The organism is Gammaproteobacteria bacterium, assembly GCA_036381015.1.
Classification (GTDB): domain Bacteria; phylum Pseudomonadota; class Gammaproteobacteria; order Steroidobacterales; family Rariloculaceae; genus ZC4RG20.
This window is the reverse complement of record DASVDR010000024.1, coordinates 58,802-81,316: the sequence shown is the minus strand read 5'-3', so window position 1 is coordinate 81,316 and position 22,515 is coordinate 58,802. Positions and strand designations below refer to the sequence as shown.

The 22,515-nt window shown below is 69.9% G+C and carries 17 protein-coding genes; 8 read left to right on the top strand and 9 right to left on the bottom strand.

What is annotated here, in order from left to right; genetic code table 11:
* Positions 1-174: 174 nt before the first annotated feature.
* Complete coding sequence (locus VF329_08845) at positions 175-513, top strand: P-II family nitrogen regulator (protein HEX7081106.1); 339 nt, start codon at positions 175-177, stop codon at positions 511-513.
* Positions 514-612: 99 nt separating this feature from the next.
* Positions 613-1,896: an ammonium transporter gene (locus tag VF329_08840; protein HEX7081105.1), complete on the top strand. Its 1,284-nt coding sequence runs from the start codon at positions 613-615 to the stop codon at positions 1,894-1,896.
* Here the strand turns inward: VF329_08840 and VF329_08835 are convergent.
* The 6 genes from VF329_08835 to VF329_08810 form a co-directional block, all read right to left on the bottom strand.
* Positions 1,884-3,245: an ATP-binding protein gene (locus VF329_08835; protein ID HEX7081104.1), complete on the bottom strand. Its 1,362-nt coding sequence runs from the start codon at positions 3,243-3,245 to the stop codon at positions 1,884-1,886. The two genes, VF329_08840 and VF329_08835, sit on opposite strands and share 13 nt — an antisense overlap.
* A gap of 4 nt (positions 3,246-3,249) precedes the next feature.
* Entirely contained in the window at positions 3,250-3,948 is a 699-nt protein-coding gene (locus VF329_08830; GenBank protein ID HEX7081103.1) for a response regulator transcription factor, read from the bottom strand.
* 119 nt (positions 3,949-4,067) lie between these two features.
* On the bottom strand, positions 4,068-5,009 hold the full coding sequence (locus VF329_08825; GenBank protein ID HEX7081102.1) for a universal stress protein: 942 nt from the start codon (positions 5,007-5,009) through the stop codon (positions 4,068-4,070).
* A 107-nt stretch (positions 5,010-5,116) separates the two neighbouring features.
* Entirely contained in the window at positions 5,117-6,103 is a 987-nt protein-coding gene (locus VF329_08820) for a zinc-dependent alcohol dehydrogenase family protein (protein HEX7081101.1), read from the bottom strand.
* Between the two features lie 21 nt (positions 6,104-6,124).
* A complete protein-coding gene (locus VF329_08815) occupies positions 6,125-7,444 on the bottom strand; it encodes a TonB family protein (protein HEX7081100.1) in 1,320 nt (439 codons plus the stop codon).
* The gene (locus VF329_08810) at positions 7,413-8,960 is read right to left on the bottom strand and encodes a TonB family protein (GenBank protein HEX7081099.1); all 1,548 of its coding nucleotides are present in this window, start codon (positions 8,958-8,960) and stop codon (positions 7,413-7,415) included. Before VF329_08810 ends, VF329_08815 begins: the two co-directional genes overlap by 32 nt.
* Before the next feature lie 500 nt (positions 8,961-9,460).
* On the opposite strand from VF329_08810, the gene VF329_08805 reads away from it, so the two are divergent.
* The 4 genes from VF329_08805 (at position 9,461) to VF329_08790 (ending at position 15,225) form a co-directional block, all read left to right on the top strand.
* A complete protein-coding gene (locus VF329_08805) occupies positions 9,461-11,272 on the top strand; it encodes an FAD-dependent oxidoreductase (GenBank protein ID HEX7081098.1) in 1,812 nt (603 codons plus the stop codon).
* Positions 11,251-13,065, top strand: coding sequence for a 2-oxoacid:acceptor oxidoreductase subunit alpha (locus VF329_08800; protein ID HEX7081097.1), 1,815 nt, complete (start codon positions 11,251-11,253; stop codon positions 13,063-13,065). Before VF329_08805 ends, VF329_08800 begins: the two co-directional genes overlap by 22 nt.
* Complete coding sequence (locus VF329_08795) at positions 13,062-14,117, top strand: 2-oxoacid:ferredoxin oxidoreductase subunit beta (GenBank protein HEX7081096.1); 1,056 nt, start codon at positions 13,062-13,064, stop codon at positions 14,115-14,117. The genes VF329_08800 and VF329_08795 overlap by 4 nt, the downstream gene beginning before the upstream one ends.
* A gap of 244 nt (positions 14,118-14,361) precedes the next feature.
* Entirely contained in the window at positions 14,362-15,225 is an 864-nt protein-coding gene (locus VF329_08790; GenBank protein HEX7081095.1) for a hypothetical protein, read from the top strand.
* A 66-nt stretch (positions 15,226-15,291) separates the two neighbouring features.
* Here the strand turns inward: VF329_08790 and VF329_08785 are convergent, their stop codons facing one another.
* Positions 15,292-15,678 carry a hypothetical protein gene (locus VF329_08785; protein HEX7081094.1) on the bottom strand — a complete coding sequence of 129 codons (387 nt, stop codon included), beginning with the start codon at positions 15,676-15,678 and terminating at the stop codon, positions 15,292-15,294.
* A 5-nt stretch (positions 15,679-15,683) separates the two neighbouring features.
* Positions 15,684-16,157 carry a methylated-DNA--[protein]-cysteine S-methyltransferase gene (locus VF329_08780; GenBank protein ID HEX7081093.1) on the bottom strand — a complete coding sequence of 158 codons (474 nt, stop codon included), beginning with the start codon at positions 16,155-16,157 and terminating at the stop codon, positions 15,684-15,686.
* Between the two features lie 139 nt (positions 16,158-16,296).
* Between VF329_08780 and VF329_08775 the strand changes: the two genes are divergently transcribed.
* On the top strand, positions 16,297-17,184 hold the full coding sequence (locus VF329_08775) for a rhomboid family intramembrane serine protease (protein ID HEX7081092.1): 888 nt from the start codon (positions 16,297-16,299) through the stop codon (positions 17,182-17,184).
* 27 nt (positions 17,185-17,211) lie between these two features.
* On the opposite strand, the gene VF329_08770 is transcribed toward VF329_08775, so the two are convergent.
* Positions 17,212-18,045 (bottom strand): ATPase, encoded by an 834-nt coding sequence (locus tag VF329_08770; protein ID HEX7081091.1) that lies wholly within the window; start codon positions 18,043-18,045, stop codon positions 17,212-17,214.
* A gap of 79 nt (positions 18,046-18,124) precedes the next feature.
* Between VF329_08770 and VF329_08765 the strand changes: the two genes are divergently transcribed.
* Entirely contained in the window at positions 18,125-22,495 is a 4,371-nt protein-coding gene (locus VF329_08765) for a DEAD/DEAH box helicase (protein ID HEX7081090.1), read from the top strand.
* Positions 22,496-22,515 lie beyond the last annotated feature (20 nt).

Genomic DNA, 22,515 nt, shown 5'->3' with positions numbered 1-22,515 from the left:
GCGGTCCGGTTCGGCGGCGAATCGGCCGGTTTCCGCCGGACCCCTGTTGCGGCCGGGCCGTGCCGCTCGGGGCGGTCCTCCGCTACAATGCCAATTCCCGGGACATACACGATAGCCCGCGGCGCGGGCGCGGTTCAACTCGACAGGGCGCAAAAGAACTACAGGGGACGCTTCATGAAGCTGATTACCGCGGTCGTCAAGCCGTTCCGTCTCGATGACGTCCGCAACGCATTGGCCGAGGTCGGAGTGCAGGGCATGACGGTCACCGAGGTCAAGGGTTTCGGGCGCCAGCGGGGGCACACGGAGCTGTATCGCGGTGCCGAATACGTCGTCGACTTTCTGCCGAAGGTCAAGGTCGAGGTGGCGGTCGCGGACGAGCTTGCCGAGCGAGTCATCGAAGCGATCATCGAATCGGCGAAGACCGGCAAGGTCGGGGACGGCAAGATCTTCGTCACCGATCTCGAGCAGGTATACCGCATCCGAACGGGCGAGACCGGCGACCAGGCGATTTGAGCCGCGGGCCGGTCGCCGACCGGCCGCGACGAAGCGGGCGCCGACAGAACGACGAATCGCCGGCGTCGTCCATCGAAAGGCCTTTGGGGGGAGGGACCTGTGCGAAAGACTGCGACCTTCACGGCGCTCGCGGCGGCCGCGTGCCCCGCAGCCGCCCTCGCGCAAAGCGAGCTCGACACCGGCGCCACCGGCTGGCTGCTCACTTCCACGGCGCTCGTGCTGTTCATGACGCTGCCGGGTCTCGCGCTGTTCTACGGCGGTCTCGTGCGCAGCCGCAACGTGCTCTCGGTGCTGATGCAATGCTTTGCGATCTGCTGCCTCGTATCGGTCGTGTGGCTCGTCCTCGGATACAGCCTCGCCTTCGGCGACGACGTCGGCGGCATCATCGGCGGATGGTCGAAAGCGTGGCTGCGAGGCGTCGAGGTGAACACGCTGAGCGGTGATATCCCGGAATCGGTCTTCGTCGCGTTTCAGCTCACTTTCGCGATCATCACGCCGGCGCTGATCGTCGGCGGCTTTGCGGAGCGGATGCGCTTTTCGGCGCTGCTGTGGTTCTCCGGCCTGTGGCTTCTCCTCGTTTACCTCCCCGTCGCGCACTGGGTCTGGGGCGGCGGTTGGCTCTCCGACCTCGGCTTCCGCGACTTCGCGGGCGGCGCCGTCGTGCACGTCAATGCGGGCGTGGCCGCGCTCGTCGCAGCCCTAGTGATGGGCAACCGAAGGGGCTTCCCGTCGACGCCGATGCCGCCGCACAACCTCACGCTCACGGTCGCGGGCGCGTCGATGCTCTGGGTCGGCTGGTTCGGCTTCAATGCGGGCAGCGCGCTCGCCGCGAACGGCGCGGCGGGAATGGCTCTGCTCGTCACCCACATCGCGGCCGCCGCCGGCTCCCTGGCCTGGATGACGATGGAGTGGGTGCGCTTCCGCAAGCCCAGCGTCCTCGGCATCGTCACCGGAATGGTCGCCGGTCTCGGCACGATCACGCCGGCCTCGGGCTTCGTCGGGCCGATCGGCGGCCTCGTGATCGGCGCCGTCGCCGGCACGGTCTGCTTCTTCGCGACGCAATTCATCAAGCGCAAGCTCGAGATCGACGATTCGCTCGATGTCTTTCCCGTGCACGGCGTCGGCGGCTTCACGGGCCTCTTGCTGACGGCCGTGTTCTCCGCGCCGGCCCTCGACGGGCTCGGGCTCGGGGAAGGCGTCGGCGTCGGCCGGCAGCTCGGCATTCAGCTGCTCGGCGCCGTGGCGACGGTCGTCTGGTGCGGCGTGGTGACGTTCGTGATCTTGAAGGCCGTCGACGCGGTCGTGAAGCTGCGGGTCACGCCGGAGCAGGAGACCGAGGGCCTCGACATCGCGATGCACGAGGAGCGGGGCTACAGTCTCTGACCGGCCCCCGGAGGCTCGACGGGCACGACCAGCTCCACCTCGAGACCGCCTTCCGGGCGGTTCCGGGCGACCGCGCGGCCGCCGTGCAGCTCCATGACCCGCGCGGTGATCGCGAGACCGATGCCTTGCCCGTCGGACTGATGGTCGCGGCTTTCGTCGACCCGGAAGAACGGCTCGAAGATCCGCTCGACGTCCTCGGCCGGAACGCCCGGCCCGTGATCGAGCACGCGCACGAACACTTCTTTGGCCGTTCCGCCGACGATGACGTCGACGGGCTTGTCGATGCCCGCATGCGCCAGCGCGTTGCGGAGGACGTTCTCGAACGCGCTCTTCAGGCCGGCCGGGTCGCCGAGGACGGCCTGGACCTGGGCCGCGGTGTAGCGAATCGTCGCGTCGGGGTGCTCGAAGCGCGCATCCTCGATGACCGCCGCGACGACGTCGGCAATCACGACCGGAACGCGTCGCGGCTCGGTCTCCGTCCGCAGGCGAGTCAGCATCATGACCTGCCCGACGAGCTCGTTCAGCCGCTCGGTCTCCTGCTCGATCCGGGCGAGGTCGGGGGCGGCCGCTTCGCCGGCACGCCGCTGGGCGAGCGCGAGCGCGACGCGAATGCGCGCGAGCGGCGAACGGAACTCGTGCGACACGTCCCGCAGCAGCTCCTCCTTGTCCGTCACGAGCGCCTGCATCCGCTCCGCCATCGCGTCGAAGTCGCGGGCAAGCCGCCCGGTCTCGTCGCGCCTTCGGTTGACGGGCGGCCCGACCCGCGTGTCGAGCGCGCCGGCCGCGAGGGCGCGCGTGGCCTTTTGCAGCTTGACGATCGGCGACGACAGGTAGCGGGCGAACGCGAATGACGTGAGCGCGGCCACGATGATCGCGATCGTCAGCACCGCGAGCTGCGTGCCCGGCCACGTCAGGATGCCGAGGAACGTGACCGGCGCGCGTGCGAACACGAGCCGGTACTCCCGCCCGTCCGGCCCTTCGATCTCCGGCGTCGGCTGCGCGAGCCGCACGTTCGGCGGACGCTTCGCCGAGCGGAACGGTTCCTGCCGGAGAAGCCTCATCACGTACGGCGGCGGCATGCGGCCGAGCAGCTCGTTACCGTGATCGTCGAGGACGAGCAGCGCGATGCGCGGCGCCGGACGCGGGTTGCGCAGCATCCAGAGGCGCAGGGCGGACTCGCCGCCCTCCTGAAGGGCGGTCGCCGCTTCTTGGATGATCCGCTCGCGACCTTCGAAGTTCAGCTGATCGAAAGCTTGCTCGGCGAGCTTGAAGCTCACGTAGACGGTGCCCGCGAGCGTCACGGCCATCGCTATCCCGAACGACGCGAACAGTTTCCAGAAAAGGTTCATCGTCCTACTCCGACGGCGGCACGAGCACGTACCCGCTGCCGCGGACGCTGCGGATCTGCATTCCGTCGCTGGCCTCTTGACCGAGCTTCTTGCGCAGATTGCTGATGTGCGTGTCGAGGCTTCGGTCGTCGGGCAGCAGTCGCCGGCCGAGCGCGGTCCGTGTCAGCGTCTCTCGCGAGACGACGTCGCCCGCGGCGCGCATCAGCGTGGCGATAATGACGAACTCCGCGTTCGTCAGCCGCAGCGGCTGGCCGTCGAGCCAAGCCTCTCGGCGCTGAAGATGCGCCTTCAGCGGCCCGACCTCGAGCTCGACGACGTCGTCCTGCTCCGACTCGACCGTTCTTCGCAGCACCGCCTTGATCCGCGCGAGCAGCTCCCGGGGGTTGAACGGCTTCGGCAGGTAATCGTCCGCACCCATCTCGAGGCCGACGATGCGATCGACGTCGTCGCCGCGCGCCGTGAGCATCAGCACCGGCGTGTTCGATCCCGACTCGCGCAGCTGCCTCAGCACCTCGAATCCCGAGAGCCCGGGCAGCATCACGTCGAGGACGATCAGGTCGTACTCGCCGGTCTGCGCCTCTCGCAAGCCGAGCGAGCCGTTCGCGAACGACGTGACCGAGAGCCCTTCCGGCGCGAGGTATTCGGCGAGCATCTCGGTGAGACGGACATCGTCGTCGATGATCAGTACGCGGTTCGCCGTCATTGGAATCGTCCGACGGCCGCAAATTGCCACAACCCGGCGCCCGCGCGAAGAGCGCCGGAAGGGCCGCGGGCCCCGGCTTCACAAAAATTCATACTGTCCCCCCCGCGCAGCCGGTTCCGTCAATCCGGCGGCGCCGCTTGAAAGCCCGGCGGCTTCACGACGATCAAATCGCAAGGCAGCCGGTCGAGAACACGCTCGGCCGTGCTGCCGACGAATACCCGCTTCAAACCGCTCCGCGACACGGCGCCCATCACGACGAAATCGGCGCAAAGCTCGGCCGCCGCATCGACGAGCACGCGATCGGCAACCCCCTGACGGAAGTGGACGTCCGACGCCGGGATCGCGAAGCCGCGAAGGAGCGCGTCGAGGGCCGCGCGATGCTCGTGCTCGAGGCTTGCGCTGACCTCCTGGATCGGCGCGACGGCGCCCGCGGGCCCGGCGGCGGCCGCGGCGATCAACGGCGCCGCATCGTACGCGTGCAGCACGTGCAGGCGGCCGCGGAGCGCCGTCGTCAGCTCCGTCGCGAACGCGAGGATCGCCTGATCGAGCTCCGCCGGCTTGTCGTGCTCGTGGACCGGATCCACGGCGGCGACGATCTGCGGCACGTCCGCGAGCGGACCGGGCTTGACGAGCAGCAACGGCACCGGGCACGAGCGGATCAGATTCCAGTCCGCGTTCGACAGCAGCGTGCGCCGCAGGCCGGGTTGGTAGCGCGTGTCCTTCGCCACGAGCAGCGGCCGGGTCTCGACGACCTTGCGCACGATCTCACGGTCGAGCGGACGGCCCCAGCGCGCATCCACCGTCACGTCGAGACCCTGCTCGATCAGCGCTTGCGCGCGCTTCTCGAGCCGCTCGACGTGCTCTTGCAGCAGGCTTTGCCGCGCTTTCTCGAGGCTCTTCGAGTCGAAGAGCTTGCCGCCCGCAAGATGCTGGTCGTAGTCGCAGACGAAGAGCTCCAGGCTCGCGCCGCAGGCCTTCGCGAGCCGAGCGGCGCGGTCGCGCGCCGGCTGCTCTTCCGCGGCGGGATCGACGACACACAGTATTTGCTTGCCGTTCGCCACGTCGGCTCTCGCGCTCGTCGACTCGGAGGACGAGCTTACCGGCTTTCGGCGCGCCGGAACAGGCGAGCGCGGCCCGGCCGCTCCCGCGCGCGTCGCGTCCGCCCGCGTCAAGCGTCGACGCAAAGCACGGCGCTGCCCGTGAAGCGGCCCTCGCGCAGATCCTCGAGCGCCCGGTTCGCATCCGCGAGCGGATAGCGCGTGACGCGCGTCTGCAGCGGGAAGCGCGCGGCGAAGGCCAGCAGCTCGGCGCCGTCGGCCCGCGTCAGGTTCGCGACGGACCGCAGCTGCCGCTCCTCCCACAAAAGCGAATACGGCATCGCCGGGATGTCCGACATGTGTATCCCCGCGCAGACGACGATGCCGCCCTTCGCGACCGCGCGCAGCGCGGCCGGCACGAGCGCGCCGACCGGCGCGAAGACGATCGCGGCGTCGAGCGCCCGGTCGGGACGCCGGTCGGAGTCGCCCGCCCAGCGTGCGCCGAGGGCCTCGGCCGAGCGCTGAGCGGCCGTATCGCCGGCTCTCGTGAACGCATAGAACGCGCGGCCCTGGTGGCGCAACACCTGCGCGAGCAGGTGCGCGGCCGCGCCGAACCCGTAGAGGCCGACGTGCTCGGCTTCTCCGCACATGCGCAGCGCACGATAGCCGATCATGCCCGCGCAAAGGAGCGGCGCGAGATCGGCTGCCGAAGCCTCGCCGCTCAACGCGAACGCGAAAGCGGGGTCGACGGCGACGCACTCCGCGTACCCGCCGGGCAGCGTGTAGCCGGTGAACGCGGCGCGGTCGCAGAGGTTCTCGCGACCTGAGACGCAATAGCGGCAATGGCCGCACGCATAGCCGAGCCAAGGAACGCCGACGCGATCGCCGGCGGCGAAGGAGCCGGCCGCGCCGTCCTTCGCCACGCGCCCGACGATCTGGTGACCCGGCACGACCGGATACGGCACCCCCGGCAGCTCGCCGTCGACGACGTGAAGATCCGTCCGGCATACCGCGCAGGCCTCGATCTCGATCAGCAGCCGGTCAGCGGCGGGCGCCGGCCGCGGAAGGTCGTGCGGCACGAGCGGTGCACCGGGGCGTTCGCTGACCATCGCACGCATCGGACGCTCGCGGCCGCCGGCTCAGCTTTCTTCGTCGTCCTCGTCCGGGTCGACGTAGTAGCGGAAGTAGTGCGTGAAGCGGACGCCGGTGGTTGCGACCGGCACCCCGTCCACGACGCGCGGCCGAAAATGCGTCTCGCGGACGCGCCGCACGTACTCGTCGTCGACCACTCCCGGCGGCTGCGCCGATACGATGCGGACGTTCGACGGGCGGCCGTTCGCCGTGACGTCGAACCCGACGACGATCGTCCCCCACGTATACGGGCGCGCGCGGGTGCCGCGGTCGACGTCCGTCAGCGGCGCGACGAAGTCGAGCATCGCCGGCCGCGCGAACGCGGCCTCGAGCTCCTCGGGGACGTCCCGAAGCAGCGCATACGCGTCGGCGTAGTACGACCGCGCGCCTTCCGGGTCGTTGCGGGCGACGGCCCAGTCGCCGAGCGCTACGAGCGAGCGCGCGCGCTCGGCCGGAGGGAGGTCGGGGCGGCGGTTCAGAATCTCGACCAGCCTCGTCCGCGCGTCCTCCGTGTCGCCGAGAACGAGCTCGATGCGCATCAGTCGCCTGAGGGGTGCGAGCAACGCCTCGTCGCCGCCGTCCGGCAGCGCTTCGAGCGTCGCCACCACCTCCTCGTACTGTTCCCGCGCGGCGCCGCGCATCCGCGATTGCTCGTAGTACGCCGCGAGCTCGTAGCGGTACGGGATCACCTGGGGATCGTTCTCCCCGAAGCGGCGCACCGCGTTCTCGAGCCGCTCGACCTGGAGCTGCTCGGCCGTCACGGTGTCGCCGAGGCCGAGGTGCGCGGTCGTGAGGTCGTCCAGCAGCTCCGATTGCGACACGTTGTACAGGCCGAGGTTGCGCTGGCTGACGTGCTGCGCCTGCTCGAGCGCAGTGATCGCCTCGACGAACTGCCGGTTCTTGATGTACGTGCGTCCGAGCCCCTGGTAGGGCTCCACGAGGGTGATCGAGAACTCGCCCTCGGCGGTCGAGATCAGGTCGATGGCTTCGAGGTAGTTCAGCTCGGCGGACTCGAAGTCGTCGAGCTCGGCCTGGATGCGTGCGAGCTGCGCGAGCGCATGCGGCAGGGCCGGATCGCCGTCGGCGCGAAGCCGGTCGACCAGCTGCCGCGCGGGTGCGAGCGCCGCGTCGAAGTCGCCGGCGGCGACGAGGGCGTCGCGGATCCGTCGGAGGCTGTCGACGCCGGCCGTCTGCTCCTCCGCCGCCGCGCCCGCGGGAGGCGGCGCGTCGTCGGGGGATTGCGCCAGGGCCGGGAGCGCGAGCGCCCACAGCAAGCCGAGGACCGGCCGGAGGCCGTCACTCGCCCTCGTCCTCGTCGTCCTCTTCATTGGGGAGGTACCGGTAGTTGAACTGAAGCGCGACCGACTCCTTCGGAACGATCACGCCGTTCTCGATGTACGGCCGAAAGCGCCATCGCCTGACCGCTCGCAGCACCGCCTCGTCCTTGAAGCCCGGCGGCTCGGATCTGGCGATCCGGACGTTCTCCGGCTTGCCGAAGCGGTCGACGCCGAACTGCACGATCACGAATCCCGACAGCGCGTCCGGGTCGTCGCTCAAGCCGCGCTGGCTGATCGGCTCCCCAAAGACATTGGTGAGCTCGCCGAACCACTGCGCGCGCAGCTCGTCGCCGTTCTCGACCTCCCCGAGCAGCTGCCACGCGGTCAGGTAGCTCGAAAGGTCGGGCTCGACCTTGCTGAACGCGACTTCCCAGTCGCCGAGGTCGCGCAACACCTCCGCCCGGATGAGGGGATCGCCGCCGCCTTGCTGATCGAGGAGCTCGAGCGCCGAGCGGAGCGAGCTGATGCCCTGATTGTCGAGCAGCCGCTGCGTGCGATAGCTGTTGGCCGTCTCCCTGAGCGGGCGGGCGAGATACGGGCTTTCCTTGCCGTAGCGGTCGCGAATGATTCGCATCGCCCGGGCGTACTCCGAGCGCTCGTCGGTGTAGCGGCCGCTTTCCCGCAGCCAGCCGGCGTAGCGATAGATCGCCTCGAGATACTCGGGCGAGCCTTCTTCGTAGTTGCGCTCCGCGAGATGCAGAATCTCGCGCTGCCGAGCGTCGGCTTCCTCGTATTGATTGAGGCCCCTGAAAGACTCGGTGAGCCGATCGAGAATCGGAATCTGCCCCTCGTTCAGGAGCCCGAACACGCGGCGGTTGATCGTGCGCGCCTCGTTGTACGCCGTAATCGCGTTCAGGTACTGACCCGCAGCCTGGTAGCTGTCGCCGAGGCCCATCAGCGGCGAGATCGCGCGCTCGGAAAACGTGCCGTCGATGTTACGGATCAGCTCGACGGCGTGAAGGTAGCTCTGCTCGGCGAGCTCATGCTCCTCGGCCTTGCTCTGAACGCGGCCGGCCCGCGCATACGCTTCCGCGGCCTCGAGGCTTTCCGCGCCGAACTCGTCCTCGGTGAGCGCGACGAACCGCTCGGCGATCGGCAGCGCATCGTCGTAGCGCTCCTCCTCCGCGAGCCGGTTCAGCTCGAGCAGCGCCTCGAGGCGAGTGACCGGAGGCTGCGTCTCGAGGCTCGCGACGTCGCCTTCGTCGGGCTGCCCGGTCGAACCGGCCTCGTGGGGCTGCCGGCCGGAATCGGCTTCGGCCGTCTCCTCGACGTCGGCGCCGTCGCCGATCGAGTCGGATCCGGGCGCGGCCTCGTCCGCGGAAGGCCCGCCGCCGCTCTCCGGCGGCGAAGCATCGGTCTCGGCCGCCGGCTCCGTGCCGCCTGCGGGAGGCTCTTCCGTCTGCTGCGCGACGCTTCCGAGGGAAAACGTGACGCACGCAACGCCGAGCGACAGCAGGCCGAGGGTTCCGCAGCGCCGCTTCCGTGCACTGCTCGGTCGCGAGATCATCCGGGCCATTCTACGCCGGGAAAGGAGGAACGAAACGGTCGAATGTAGACCGCCCGAGGCGGGCCCGGTTCCTGCCCCGAGCGGGGGCGGGCGGGCCTCCGCCGGGCCCGCGCGCCGGCCGCCTCGTCGAGCGTGGATCTTGTGGCGCAGGTACCCACGTCTATAATGGCGCGCCAGCCCCCGAAATATCGATGAACGATTCGCCTTCCACAGCGTGTTGTTGCATGGACGAAGCAGGAGCCGCTCTGCGAAGGCCGAGCGCTCGCGGCTCGCGGTCCGGCGGCGCGCCGAACGTGCTCGGAGTCTGCCGGCGCACATCCGTCGACCGTCCCATCCCTCGTTGAGGGCCGCCTCTCCCACGCCCAGGTTCAACATAAGCGCAGCGGATCGGCCGGAGTCGAGTATCGTATGCTGTATCGTCGCCGGCGCGGAGCGCGCGCCGTAAAACCTGCCCGATCTCCCGCCGGCGCCAGTGGCCGCCTTGGACGAGGCCGCAGCCGATGAAACCGACGCCGATCGAAGGAACCGAGTATTACCACCGCGTCGTCGACTGTCAGTGGGCGTGCCCGGCCCACACCGACGTCCCCGAGTACATCCGGCTGATCGCGCAAGGCAGGTTCGCCGACGCCTATCTCCTCAATCGGCAGTCGAACGTTTTCCCCGGCATTCTCGGGCGCGTCTGCGACCGTCCGTGCGAGCCGGCCTGCCGCCGAGGGCGCGTCGAGGAGAAGCCTGTCGCGATCTGCCGACTGAAGCGGGTCGCGGCGGACAATCGCGGTGAGATCGAAGCGCGCTTGCCGAAGGCGCCGGCCGCGAAGAACGGCAAGCGCATTGCGCTCGTCGGAGCCGGCTGCGCGTCGCTGACCGTCGCGAACGACCTGATGCCGCTCGGCTACGAGTGCGTGATCTTCGAGGCGCTCGACAAGCCCGGCGGGCTGATGCGCTCGAACATCCCGGCGTTCCGCCTCCCGGCCACCGTGCTCGACGAGGAGATCCGCTACATCACCGACATGGGCGTCGACCTCAGGCTGTCGACGCCCATCCACAGCATGCGCGAGCTGCTCGGCCAGGGCTTCGACGCGGTCTTCGTCGGCAGCGGCGCGCCGAAGGGCAAGGACCTCGAGCTTCCGGGACGGCACGGCACTGACCGGATCCACATCGGCATCCAGTGGCTCGAGTCGATCGCTTTCGGCCACGTCGACCGGATTGGCGAGCGGGTGCTGATCATCGGCGTCGGCAACACGGCCATGGACTGCTGCCGCAGCTCGCTCCGGCTCGGCGCGAAGGACGTGAAGGTCATGGCGCGCAAGCCGCGGCAGTTCTTCAAGGCTTCGGATTGGGAGCTCGAGGACGCCGAGGAGGAGCGGGTCGAGATCGTCGTCAACCACTCGCCGAAGGCGTTCGTCTTGCGCGACGGCAAGCTGGTCGGCATGACCTTCGACAAGCTCGAATACGACCTCGACGAACGCGGGCGAATCACGGGCAGCCGCGTCCTCGAGGAAGTCTTCATTCCGTGCGACGACGTCGTGCTCGCCATCGGCCAGGAGAACGCGTTTCCTTGGATCGAGCGCGATCTCGGCATCGAGTTCGACAAGTGGGACGTGCCGGTCGTCGATCCGGTCACGTTCGAATCCACGCTTCCGGGCGTCTTCTTCGGCGGCGACGCGGCGTTCGGGCCAAAGAACATCATCTGGGCCGTCGAGCACGGGCATCAGGCCGCGATCTCGATCCACTTGCGCTGCCAGGGGCGCCCGCTCGACGAACGGCTCCCGCGCGGAATCAACCTGTCGAGCGCGAAGATGGGCATTCACGAGTGGAGCTACAGCAACCGCTACGACCCGTCGGAGCGGCGGCTGATGCCGCACGTATCCCTGAGGGAGCGCTTCCGTAAGCTCGACATCGAGGTCGAGCTCGGCTTCACCGTCGACCAGGTCGCCACCGAGGTCGAGCGGTGCCTCAACTGCGACCTCCAGACGGTCTTCACCGCGGATCTCTGCATCGAGTGCGATGCGTGCATCGACATCTGCCCGGTGGATTGCCTCACGATCACCCAGAACGGCGATCTGCCCGATCTCGAGACGCGGCTGAAGACGCCGCGCCTCGAGCCCGATCAGCCGCTGTACGTGTCCGAGGCGCTGAAGCAGACCGGTCGCGTGATGGTCAAAGACGAGAACCTGTGCGTTCACTGCGGTCTCTGCGCGGAACGCTGCCCCACCGGGGCCTGGGACATGCAAAAGTCGACGTTGATCATTCCTTACGCCGCGGACGAGACCGCGGCGAGCGAGGCGCCGTGCCGCAGGAAGACCGGGTAAACGACTTCGTCATCAAGCTGGCGAACGTCAACGGCACGGGCTCGGCCAGTGCCAACTCGCTGCTGATGAAGGCGATCTTCCGCATGGGAGTGCCGGTCAGCGGCAAGAACTTTTTCCCGTCGAACATCCAGGGGCTGCCGACCTGGTACGAGATCAGGGTCAGCGAGGCGGGGCATCTGGCCAGATCCGGCCGCGTAGACGTGATGGTCGCGATGAACGCGCAAACGTACGTGCAGGATCTCCACGACGTGAGCCCCGGCGGCACGCTGATCTACGACTCCACCTGGCCGCGCGACAAGCTCCTTTCGCGGCCGGACATCCAGATCCTCGGCGTGCCGCTCGCGCGCATGTGCAACGAGCGCTTCAAGAGCGCGCGCACGCGCATCCTGATGAAGAACATGGCGTACGTCGGCGCGCTCGTCGCCCTGCTCGACCTCGACCGGAGCGTCGTCGAGCAGCTGGTGCAGGAAACCTTCGCGAAGAAGGCGTCGGCCGTCGGCGCCAACCTCGAGGCGATCGAGCTCGGCTACCGTTACGCGCGCGAGACCTTCGACTGCCCCCTCCCCACGCGCGTCGAGCCGCGCAACGCCACGGCCGGCAAGATCATGATCGACGGCAACACGGCCACCGCGCTCGGCTGCGTCTATGCCGGCGCCACGGTCGGCGCGTGGTATCCGATCACGCCGTCGACGTCCGTGATGGACGCGTTCAAGTCGTTCTGCGAGCGGTTCCGGACGGATCCGCAGACCGGCGAGCGGCGCTATTGCGTGATCCAGGCGGAGGACGAGCTCGCGGCGATCGGCATCGTCCTCGGCGCCACCTGGAACGGCGCGCGCGCGTTCACGCCGACCAGCGGTCCGGGCCTGTCGCTGATGAGCGAGTTCCTCGGCTTCGCATACTTCGCGGAGCTGCCGGCCGTCGTCGTCGACGTGCAGCGCGTGGGCCCGTCCACCGGCATGCCGACGCGCACGCAGCAGGCCGACATCCTCTCCGCCGCGTATGCCTCCCACGGCGATACCAAGCACGTGCTCCTCTTTCCCGCCCACCCGCGTGAATGCTTCGAGCTCGCAGTCGCCGCGTTCGACCTCGCGGACCGGCTGCAGACGCCGGTGATCCTCCTGTCCGATCTCGATCTCGGGATGAACGACTGGATGTGCGACGAGCTCGAATGGGATCCGGCCTATCGGCCGGACCGCGGCAAGGTGCTCGACGCGGCCGAGCTCGAGGCCGCGCAGGCGTTTCATCGTTATCTAGACGTGGACGGCGACGGGATCCCCTACCGGACTCTGCCCGGCGTGCATCCGAAGGGCGCCTACTTCGTGCGCGGCTCGGGTCACAATCGCTACGGCACGTACACGGAAGACGCCCGCGAGTATCAGGAGGTCGTCGACCGGCTGCGCCGCAAATGGGGCACGGCCGCCGAGCTCGTGCCCCAGCCCGTGATCCGCACGCATCCGAAGACGGACGGGTGGGGCATCGTGGCCGCCGGAAGCAGCGATCCGGCCGTGCTCGAGGCCGTCGACCGTCTGGCCGACAAGGGGATCTACGTGGATTACTGCCGCATCCGCGCGTTCCCGTTCGGCCGTCAGGTCGAGCGCTTCCTCGAGACGCACGAGCGCGTCTTCGTCGTGGAGCAGAACCGTGACGCGCAGCTCAAGGCGCTTCTGACCTTGGAGACCGATTGCCCGAAAGAGCGCCTCGAGGCGGTTTTGCATTACGGCGGGCTGCCGGTGGACGCGGGTCTCGTCGTCGAGGCCGTCGAGCGGGCCCGCGAGCAAGGAGTGGCTGCATGACGTCCATCGCCAAGCCGAAGATCGTCCACGCGGGTTTGCGCCGCAACGGGCTCGGCCTGACCATCCGCGACTACGAAGGCGGCATGTCGACGCTTTGCGCCGGCTGCGGCCACGACTCGATCACCGCGGCCATCGTTCAGGCTTTCTTCGAGCTCGACGTTCCGCCGCACCGCGTTGCGAAGATGAGCGGCATCGGCTGCTCGTCGAAGACCCCGGCTTATTTCCTCGGTGCGTCGCACGGCTTCAACGCCGTTCACGGGCGGATGCCGTCGATCGCGACGGGCGCGTGCGCCGCGAACCGAGAGCTTTACCTGATCGGCGTCTCCGGTGACGGGGATTCGCTTTCGATCGGCCTCGGACAGTTCGCGCACGCCGTCCGCCGCAACCTCGACATGCTCTACGTGATCGAGAACAACGGCGTTTACGGGCTCACGAAAGGTCAATTCTCGGCCTCGGCCGACGTCGGCTCCAAGGCAAAGCGGGGCGAGGAGAACAGGCAGCCTCCGATCGATCCGGTGCAGATGGCGATGGCCCTCGGAGGAACGTTCGTCGCACGCGGTTTCTCCGGCGACAAGGAGCAGCTCGTGCCGCTGATCAAGGCGGGCCTTCAGCACCGGGGCTTCGCGCTGCTCGACGTGCTGTCGCCGTGCGTGACGTTCAACGATCACGAGGATTCGACGAAGAGCTATGCGTATACGCGGGCGTACCGTCGGGCCGTCGTGCACGCGGACTTCATCCCGTCGCGGCAGCCGATCACCGCGGAGTACGCCGAGGGCGAGGTGCTCTCCGTGGAGCTGCACGACGGCAGCCGCGTGCTGCTGCGCAAGGTCAGCAAGGACTACAACCCGAACAACCGCGGTGCCGCCATCGACTACATTCGGGCTCGCCACCGCGCCGGGGAGATCGTGACCGGGCTCCTGTACATGGCCGAAGGCGATCCGGATCTGCACGGGGTCAACAAGACCGTCGCGACCCCGCTGAACGAGCTGCCGTTCGACATGCTCTGCCCCGGGCGGGACGCGCTCGCCGCCCTCCAAAGCCGCTTTCGCTGATCGCGTCAGGGGGCGGATCGGCCCCGGGAACGACCGACCGGCTGCGTGAAGCTCCGCTCCCCCGCACCGGCGCGCGGCCCGCGTCGCCCGGCCGGGTTCGCCCTCGTCGCCCGGCCGGCGCCGCCCCCGTCGCCCGGTTCGGCCGCGCCCGGCCGGCCGCCCCGTTGTGACGCACGTCAGCGCAACTTTCAGGGAAACCGGGCAACTTAGCCGCGGATAGAGCCGGCGGAAGGCACGGTTGCGAATGGCTGCACGAGAGACTCCGGTCGACGCGCTGCGTGAGCGCCTGACCGAGCTCCTCGCCGAATGGGGCGCGGAGATGTCCTCCGTGCTCGCGGAGCTCGAGCAGTGCCGCAAGCAGCTGCGCGACGGGGCGGTCGAGCGCGACAAGGAAATCGAAGACCTCGGCGAGCGGCTCCGCGGTCAGGATCAGCTGATCGAGACCTTGAAGGCCGACGCGGAGGCCGTTTCCGAGCTTCGCCGCGAGCTTCGCGATCGGGAGCTCGAGGTCGAGCGCCTGAAGTCGGAGCTCGAGAGCAAGCAGGACATCATCCGCGCGCTGCGCCGCGATGCGGAGAGCACCGAGCGGCTGAAGAGCGAATCGAAGCGCAAGGACCGGGAGCTCGAGAACCTGCGCCGCGAGAGCACGCGGCTCCAGGCCGAGGTCCGGCGGCTCGAGCAGGCCGTCGGCGAAGCGGCCGCGACGGAGGCTGCCGAGGAATCCGCCGAGGTCGAGTCGTTGCGCGCCGAGCTCGAGGCCCGCAAGTCCCTGGTCAAGAGCCTGCGCGCCGACGCGGAGCGCGCTCAGGCGCTCGAAAGCCGGCTCGAGGAGAAGCGTCAGGTCATTCAGCAGCTCGAGGCGACGATCAACCGGCATGCGAACACGATCGTCGAGCTCAAGCGCAACGTCGATCTCTGGAAGCGCAAGTACCGCGAGCTCAAAGGCGTCGAGTCGACGACCGTCACGAACGCCGATCTTCCGACGCTCGCGGCCGATCTTCCCGTCGATGTCGCCGTGGGCGGCAACGCCGAGAGAACGATCGCGATCGACATGCGCCGGCCTCTGATCGAGGCTCGCCGCGCGGCGCAGAATCCGCACGAAAAATGAGCGGGCCGGCGCCGGAAGGCGTGCGGTGCCCTCGGGATCGTTTCGCCCCGCCCCCGCGGGAGCGACTCAACGCTTGAAGAGCGACTCGGCGGCGCGCCGGGCCTGATCGTCGGCGCTCGGAGCCTCGGAGCCGCCGGATGCCGCGTCGCCGGCGGGCTCGCCGAAGAGCCGTGCGAGCTCCGCCCGCGCCGCGGCCTCGGCGGCCGCGCCCTTCGGATCGAAGGCGTGCGGGCTCGGCGCGAACCAGTCGCAGAAGTTCGCGCTTTCCCGGTCGCGCACCTCGGGGGCGTCGTCCTCGTCGCACCCGCGCGTGAGGCGCGGGGCGTAGTGGACGCACATGCGGCAGACGTGCAGCTGCGTGCGGCAGCTCGGACATTCGTCGAGCCGCGAGAGCGGCAACGAGAGCGCCGCGAGCGACGCGCCGCAGCGATAGCAGGCGAGCGCCGGCGCCATCCCCTCTACGCCTCGTACCGGTGGCCTTCGAGCGCGAGGAGCTGCGCCTTCATCCTCAGGCCGCCCCCGTAGCCGCCGAGCGAGCCGTCGCTCGCGATGACACGGTGGCACGGGATCACGATCGCGATCGGATTCGCGCCGTTCGCGCGGCCGACTGCGCGGGTGGCGGCCGCGTTGCCGAGCCGCTCCGCGAGCCCTCGATACGAGAGCAGCTGGCCGAACGGAATCGTCTGCAGCATTTGCCACACGCGCTGCTGAAACGCGGTGCCCCGCGGGCGAAGGGGGAGGTCGAATTCCCGTCGGCGGCCCGAGAAATATTCGCCGAGCTGGTCGCGGACGGCCGCGAGCCGCTTGGGCTGCCCGCCGGCGGGGTGCGTGCCGTCGAGACGGAGCTCGATCAGAAAGCCTTCGCCGTCGGCGACCGCGCACAGCGGGCCGACCGGCGAATCGATCACGTCCCAATAGGTTTCTCGCGGCATGATGCTTCTCCCAACGTGGCGCTCGAGCGGCCGCCCGCGAGCGGCCGACAGAGTATCCTACCGGACCCTTCGGCGGCGTGCCGGGGCGGCGGCTCGCCGCTCGGGCGCGCGAAGGCCGGGCGACGCGGAATCGGATCGAATGGAGCTCAGCAGCGACGATCTCGTTGTCGTTTCCCGCGGCGATTCCGAGCGCGAGCTCGCCGAGCTCGCGCTCGTGCTGACCGCGCGCGGCATCGAGCACCGCCGCCTTCTTGGGGCGCGCGGCGAATGGCTGCTGGCCGTGCCGTCCGCGCAGGCCGGCGACGCCGCGCGCGAGCTCGCCGCTTATCGCGCCGAACGCCGGCCGGCCGAGCCGCTCCCGCCGCTGCGGGCCCTGCCGGGTGCGTGGCCCGGGGTCGCGGGCTACGGGGTCGTGCTGATCCTCGTCGCCGCGGCCGCCGGCCGTTACGCCTTCGGCCTCGATTGGGCGGGCGCCGGACGGCTCGTCGCCGGACGCGTGCTCGACGGGGAGTGGTGGCGCGCCGTCACCGCGCTGACGCTGCACGCGGACACGGGCCACCTCGCGAGCAATCTCGGCTTCGGCGCCTTTTTCGGCTGGTTCGTCGGGCGCTACTTCGGCGGCGGCGTCGGCTGGCTCGCGATCCTCGGCGCAGGGGCGCTCGGCAATTTGCTGAACGCCCTGATCCAGCCGGCCGAGCATGCGTCGATCGGCGCATCGACTTCCGTGTTCGGCGCGCTCGGGCTGCTGACCGCGCACGCCTGGCGCCGCGGGTCGGCCCACGGCAGCTGGCGGGCGCGTCTCGCGCCGATAGCGGCCGGCGTCGGCCTGCTCGCGTTCACCGGCACGGGCGGCGAGAACACGGACATCTTCGCGCACCTCATGGGCTTCGTCGCGGGGTTCGGGCTGGGCGCCGCGCTCGCGCGCACGCGCGTGCCGAGCGGGTGGCGCGCCCAAGCCGCGTTCGGCGCGGCGGCGATCGCCGCGTTGGCGCTCGCGTGGGTGCCCGCGTTCGCCGGCGCCGCTTGAGGCGGCCCCGCGGGCGGCGCGCGCCGGCTACAGCACGCTCGCGATCAGCTCGAGAAAGTCGCGCTCGCCCTTGACGTTCTCGACGAGGCGGGCGTCGACCGTGTAGCCGTGCGCATCCGCGAGCGCCTGGTACTTCGGCCGGCGATGCGCGACGAGCGCGGGAAAGATCCAGCGCACGAACTCGTCCGGCACGATCTCGTCAGGGCTCGAGAGCCCCGTCTCGGCGAGATACTCGGCAAGCTTCCGGTCGAGAAACTCTTCCTGATAGTAGAGCGGCTTCGGGTCGTCGATCGCCCGCTGCACGAGCTGTTGCTCGAGCGCCTCGTCAGCTTTCAAGTAAAGAATCAGCGTGTGCTCGGCGAGCACGGCTTCGGTTTCGGGATCCTCGAGCTCGACGATGCTGCCGCCGGCGTCGTTGATGAAGTGGTCGTAGCCGTAGATGTCGCGCGCTTTCTGAATGAACTGCTCGACGTCGCGCATCGCGCCGATCTCCGCCTCGCGGTGCAGCCGTTGCCGCTTCTTGAATTCCTCCACGGGCAGCCCGCCGAGGTCCGGCCGGCCGATCTTGCCGAGAAAGGTCGACACGGGTTCCAGGTTGTGCACCGTGATGTTGCTCGCGATGTAGATCGAGTCGCTGCGCAGCAGATCGCGCAAGAAGCCGACCTGCATCGCCTGACGCTTGATGTTGTCGAGGATCGGCTCGGCCAGGTATTTCGTGCCGATGCGGTAGTCGCCCGAGTAATGGAACCACGAGGTCTTCGGCAGCTTGTAGGCGAGGGTGGTCTTGCCGACCCCCGACATGCCGAGCAGCGTGATGGCCTTGTGCGGCCACTTCAGGAACTCGGAGCGCTTCATTCGCATGGGTCTGGCGCCGCTCGAACCGTGGCCGCCGATTATACGGTGACTGCGCTGCGGGCGGGCTTTGGCTTATGCTTGGCCGATGGGCCTGCGTTCCCTCCATCCCGCCGTCTCCAGGTGGTTTGCCGCCGCGTTCGACGCGCCGACCCCCGTTCAGGAGAAGGCGTGGGACGCGATCAAGCGCGGCGCCGCGACCGTGATCAGCGCGCCGACCGGCTCCGGCAAGACGCTCGCTGCGTTCCTCGCGGTGATCGACGATCTCGTGCGGGACGCGCTGGAGGGCGGCCTCGCCGACGAGACGCGGGTGCTGTACGTCTCGCCGCTGAAAGCGCTTTCGAACGACATCCAGAAGAACCTCGAGACGCCGCTCCAGGGGATTCGCCGCGAGCTGCTCGGTCTCGCGCTGCCCGACGCGCCGATCCGAGCCTGGGTGCGGACCGGCGACACGCCGCAGAGCGAGCGCGCCCGCATGCGCCGCACGCCGCCGCACATTCTCGTCACGACGCCGGAGTCGCTGTACATCCTGCTCACGTCCGAATCCGGGCGGCGGATGCTCTCGACGGTAAGGACCGTGATCGTCGACGAGATCCACGCGCTCGCCGGCAACAAGCGCGGCGCGCACCTCGCGCTGTCGCTCGAGCGGCTCGCCGCATTGACGCCGTCGCCGCCGGTTCGGATCGGCGTCTCCGCCACTACGAAGCCGATCGCGCGCATCGCCGAATACCTCACGGGCACGCCTGACGCGCCGTGCGAGATCATCGACGTGGGTCACGTGCGCGCCCGCGATCTCGCGCTCGAGCTGCCGTCGTCGCCGCTCGAGCCGATCATGCCGAACGAGGTCTGGACGGAGATCTACGACCGGTTGGCGGACCTCATTCGCGCGCATCGCACGACGCTCGTATTCGTGAACACGCGCAGGCTCTGCGAGCGGGCGGCTCGTCATCTCGCCGAGCGCCTCGGCGAGGATGCGGTCACGTCGCATCACGGCAGCCTTGCTAAGGAGCATCGCCTTTCCGCCGAGCAGCGGCTGAAGGCAGGCACGCTGCGTGCGGTCGTCGCAACGTCGTCGCTCGAGCTCGGCATCGACATCGGCGACGTGGATCTCGTCTGCCAGATCGGCTCGCCGCGGGCGATCGCGGCGTTTCTCCAGCGGGTCGGCCGCTCGGGCCACGGCCTCGGGCGCACGCCGAAGGGACGGCTCTTTCCGCTCTCGCGCGACGAGCTCGTCGAATGCACGGCGCTGCTCGAGTCGGCCCGCCGCGGGGAGCTCGACGCGATCCGAGCTCCGGGCGCGCCGCTCGACGTGCTCGCGCAGCAGATCGTCGCCGACGTCGCGATGCGCGAGTGGGCGGTCGACGAGCTCTACGCGCGCGTCCGCGCGGCCGCGCCTTACCGTGAGCTGCCGCGCGACGCCTTCGACGCGGTAGTCGACATGCTCGCCGAAGGGTTCGCCACGCACCGCGGGCGGCGCAGCGCCCATCTTCATTACGATCGCGTGAACGGCATGCTTCGCGGCCGGCGCTCGGCGCGGCTCACCGCGGTCACGAACGGCGGCGTGATCCCCGACCAGTTCGACTACGACGTCGTGCTTCTCCCCGACGAGCATCCGGTCGGCACGCTCAACGAGGACTTCGCGTTCGAGAGCATGCCCGGCGAAATCTTTCAGCTCGGCAACACGTCCTATCGGATCCGCAAGATCGAGACCGGCAAGGTGTTCGTCGAGGACGCGCGCGGCGAGCCGCCGAGCATTCCGTTCTGGTTCGGCGAGGCGCCGGGGCGCAGCGACGAGCTCTCGCACGCGGTGTCCGCGCTGCGCCGCCGCGTGGACGAGGCGCTCGAGGCCGCGCCGGCCGCGGACGTCGCCGCCGCGCTCGCCGCGGAGATCGGCATCCCATCGAGCGCGGCGGAGCAGCTCGTCGATTACCTCGCTGCCGCGAAGGCGGCATTGGGCGCGTTGCCGACGGCCGAGCGGATCGTGTTCGAGCGCTTCTTCGACGAGGCGGGCGACAGCCATCTCGTCGTGCACTCGACGCACGGCTCGCGGATCAACAAGGCCTGGGGTCTCGCGCTCCGCAAGCGATTCTGCCGGCGGTTCAACTTCGAGCTGCAGGCCGCCGCGCTCGAGGACTCGATCGTGCTGTCGCTCGGCACCGTGCACAGCTTCGCGCTCGACGACGTGGTGCGGTATCTCTCGAGCACCTCCGTGCGCGACGTGCTGTCGCAGGCAGTGCTCGGCGCGCCGATGTTCGGGACGTACTGGCGATGGAACGCGACGACGGCGCTCGCCGTGCGCCGCTTCCGCGACGGCAAGCGCGCGCCGCCGCAGTTCCAGCGCATCGACGCCGAGGATCTGCTCGCGACGGTGTTTCCGGAGCAGCTCGCTTGCGCCGAGAACCTGAGCGGCGGCGATCGCGAGATTCCCGAGCATCCGCTCGTGCAGCAGACGCTCGCCGATTGCCTGACGGTCGCGATGGACATCCACGGGCTCGAACGGCTGCTGCGCCGGATCGAGGCGGGCGAGGTCGAGGTCGTCTGCCGCGATCTCGCGGGGCCGTCGCCGCTCGCGCAGGAGATCCTCGGCGCGCGGCCTTATGCGTTCCTCGACGACGCGCCCGCCGAGGAGCGGCGCACGCTCGCCGTGCAGAGTCGGCGTTACATGAGCGCGGAGCAGGCGGCGGAGCTCGGCCGGCTCGATCCGGAGGCGATCGAGCGCGTGAAGTCCGAGGCGTGGCCGGACCCGCGCGATGCCGACGAGCTGCACGATGCGCTCGTGTCGCTCGGCTTCCTGACGGCGGCGGAAGGCGAGGGCGGCGGCTTGCGCGGATATTTCGACGAGCTGCGCCGCACGCGCCGCGCGTGCGTCTTCGAGCCTTCCGGCGGCGAGCCGCTCTGGGTCGGCGCCGAGCGGCTCGCGGAGCTTGCGCTCGCGTTTCCGAACGGAGCCGCCGAACCGGACGCGGCGGCGCTGCCGGCCCGGGTCGACGACGCGGACACGGCGCTTCGCGAGATCGTGCGCGGCCGCCTCGAGGCGCTCGGGCCGGTCACCGCCGAGGAGCTCAGTGCGCCGCTCGGGCTTTCGGCGGCCGCGCTCGCGATTCCGCTCGCGGCGCTCGAGCAGCAGGGCTTCGTGATGCGGGGGCGATTCAGGCGGACGGACGTCGAGGAGTGGTGCGAGCGGCGGCTCCTCGCGCGCATTCACCGCTACACGTTGAAGCGCCTGCGCGCCGAGATCGAGCCCGTCACGCTCGCCGACTATCAGCGCTTCCTGTTCCGCTGGCAGGGGCTGGGCGCCGACCGACGTCAGGGCGTCGACGCGCTCCGCGCGGTCGTCGACGAGCTTCAAGGTCTCGCGCTTCCGGCGATCGCGTGGGAGCGCGAAGTGTTGCCGGCGCGGATCGCCGATTACGGGCCGGAGCAGCTCGATGTGCTGTCGGCGTCCGGCGAGGTCGTCTGGTGGCGCCCGCGGCCCGGTGCGGCCGCGATCGGTCCGCGGCCCGCGACGGTCGCCGCGTCGCCGATCGTCATCGTCCCGCGGACCGCGCTCTCGCAGTGGCGGCTGCTCGCACAGGGGTCGGCCGCCGGCGGGGACGACGAGCCCGCGCCGTCGTCCGCCGCTGCGCGCGTCGCCGGCGTGCTCGCCGAGCGCGGCGCCCTCTTCTTCATCGAGATCGTCGAGGCCACCGGGCTGCTACGCGTGCAGGTCGAGGAAGCGCTCGGCGAGCTCGTCGCCCGCGGCGCCGTCACCGCGGACTCGTTCAAGGGCTTGCGCGCCCTCGTGACCCCGCAGCGCCGACGCACCGGCTTCCGCGCCCGCAGCCGCCTCCGCGGCGCCGGCGCCTTCGACGCCGCCGGCCGCTGGTCGCTGATTGCGTTCGGTGCCGGCAATGAGCTCCGTGCGTTCGGTGCCGGACGTGCGTCGCGTGCGTCGGGTGCCGGACACGAGCTCCCGGCCGGACACGAGCTCAACGGACATGAGCTCCGCGAGCTCGCGGCACGCGTCCTGCTCCGCCGCTACGGCGTCGTCTGCCGCGCCGTCCTCGGCCGCGAGACCTTGCTGCCGAGCTGGCGTGAGCTGCTCGAGGTGTATCGGCGCTGGGAAGCCCGCGGCGAGATTCGCGGCGGCCGCTTCGTCGCGCCGCTCGGCGGCGAGCAGTTCGCGCTGCCGGAGGCGGTCGCGGCGATGCGCCGCGTGCGCCGCACCGACACCGGGGACGAGTGGGTCGTGATCTCGGCGGCCGATCCGCTGAACCTCGCGCACCTCGCGGGCAACGCCCCGCGCACGCCGGCCGTGCCGTGGCGCAGAATCGTGTTCAACCGCGGCAGGCCGATCGCCGCGAGCAGCGCGGCCGGCGTCGAGTGGCTCGCGTCCGCCGATCCGGCCGAGCAGCGCAAAGCGGCTTCGATGCTCGCCGATGCGCAGCGCCGACCGGTCCGTCTCGCCGCCGTGCGCTGAGCGGGTTCGCGAACGCGCCT

Coding starts and splice junctions, on each gene's coding strand:
- VF329_08810 (HEX7081099.1), bottom strand. CDS start 8,960: ATGATCTCGCGACCGAGCAGTGCACGGAAGCGGCGCTGCGGAACCCTC.
- VF329_08845 (HEX7081106.1), top strand. CDS start 175: ATGAAGCTGATTACCGCGGTCGTCAAGCCGTTCCGTCTCGATGACGTC.
- VF329_08805 (HEX7081098.1), top strand. CDS start 9,461: ATGAAACCGACGCCGATCGAAGGAACCGAGTATTACCACCGCGTCGTC.
- VF329_08770 (HEX7081091.1), bottom strand. CDS start 18,045: ATGCGAATGAAGCGCTCCGAGTTCCTGAAGTGGCCGCACAAGGCCATC.
- VF329_08790 (HEX7081095.1), top strand. CDS start 14,362: ATGGCTGCACGAGAGACTCCGGTCGACGCGCTGCGTGAGCGCCTGACC.
- VF329_08780 (HEX7081093.1), bottom strand. CDS start 16,157: ATGCCGCGAGAAACCTATTGGGACGTGATCGATTCGCCGGTCGGCCCG.
- VF329_08785 (HEX7081094.1), bottom strand. CDS start 15,678: ATGGCGCCGGCGCTCGCCTGCTATCGCTGCGGCGCGTCGCTCGCGGCG.
- VF329_08795 (HEX7081096.1), top strand. CDS start 13,062: ATGACGTCCATCGCCAAGCCGAAGATCGTCCACGCGGGTTTGCGCCGC.
- VF329_08815 (HEX7081100.1), bottom strand. CDS start 7,444: ATGAAGAGGACGACGAGGACGAGGGCGAGTGACGGCCTCCGGCCGGTC.
- VF329_08765 (HEX7081090.1), top strand. CDS start 18,125: ATGGGCCTGCGTTCCCTCCATCCCGCCGTCTCCAGGTGGTTTGCCGCC.
- VF329_08820 (HEX7081101.1), bottom strand. CDS start 6,103: ATGCGTGCGATGGTCAGCGAACGCCCCGGTGCACCGCTCGTGCCGCAC.
- VF329_08835 (HEX7081104.1), bottom strand. CDS start 3,245: ATGAACCTTTTCTGGAAACTGTTCGCGTCGTTCGGGATAGCGATGGCC.
- VF329_08830 (HEX7081103.1), bottom strand. CDS start 3,948: ATGACGGCGAACCGCGTACTGATCATCGACGACGATGTCCGTCTCACC.
- VF329_08775 (HEX7081092.1), top strand. CDS start 16,297: ATGGAGCTCAGCAGCGACGATCTCGTTGTCGTTTCCCGCGGCGATTCC.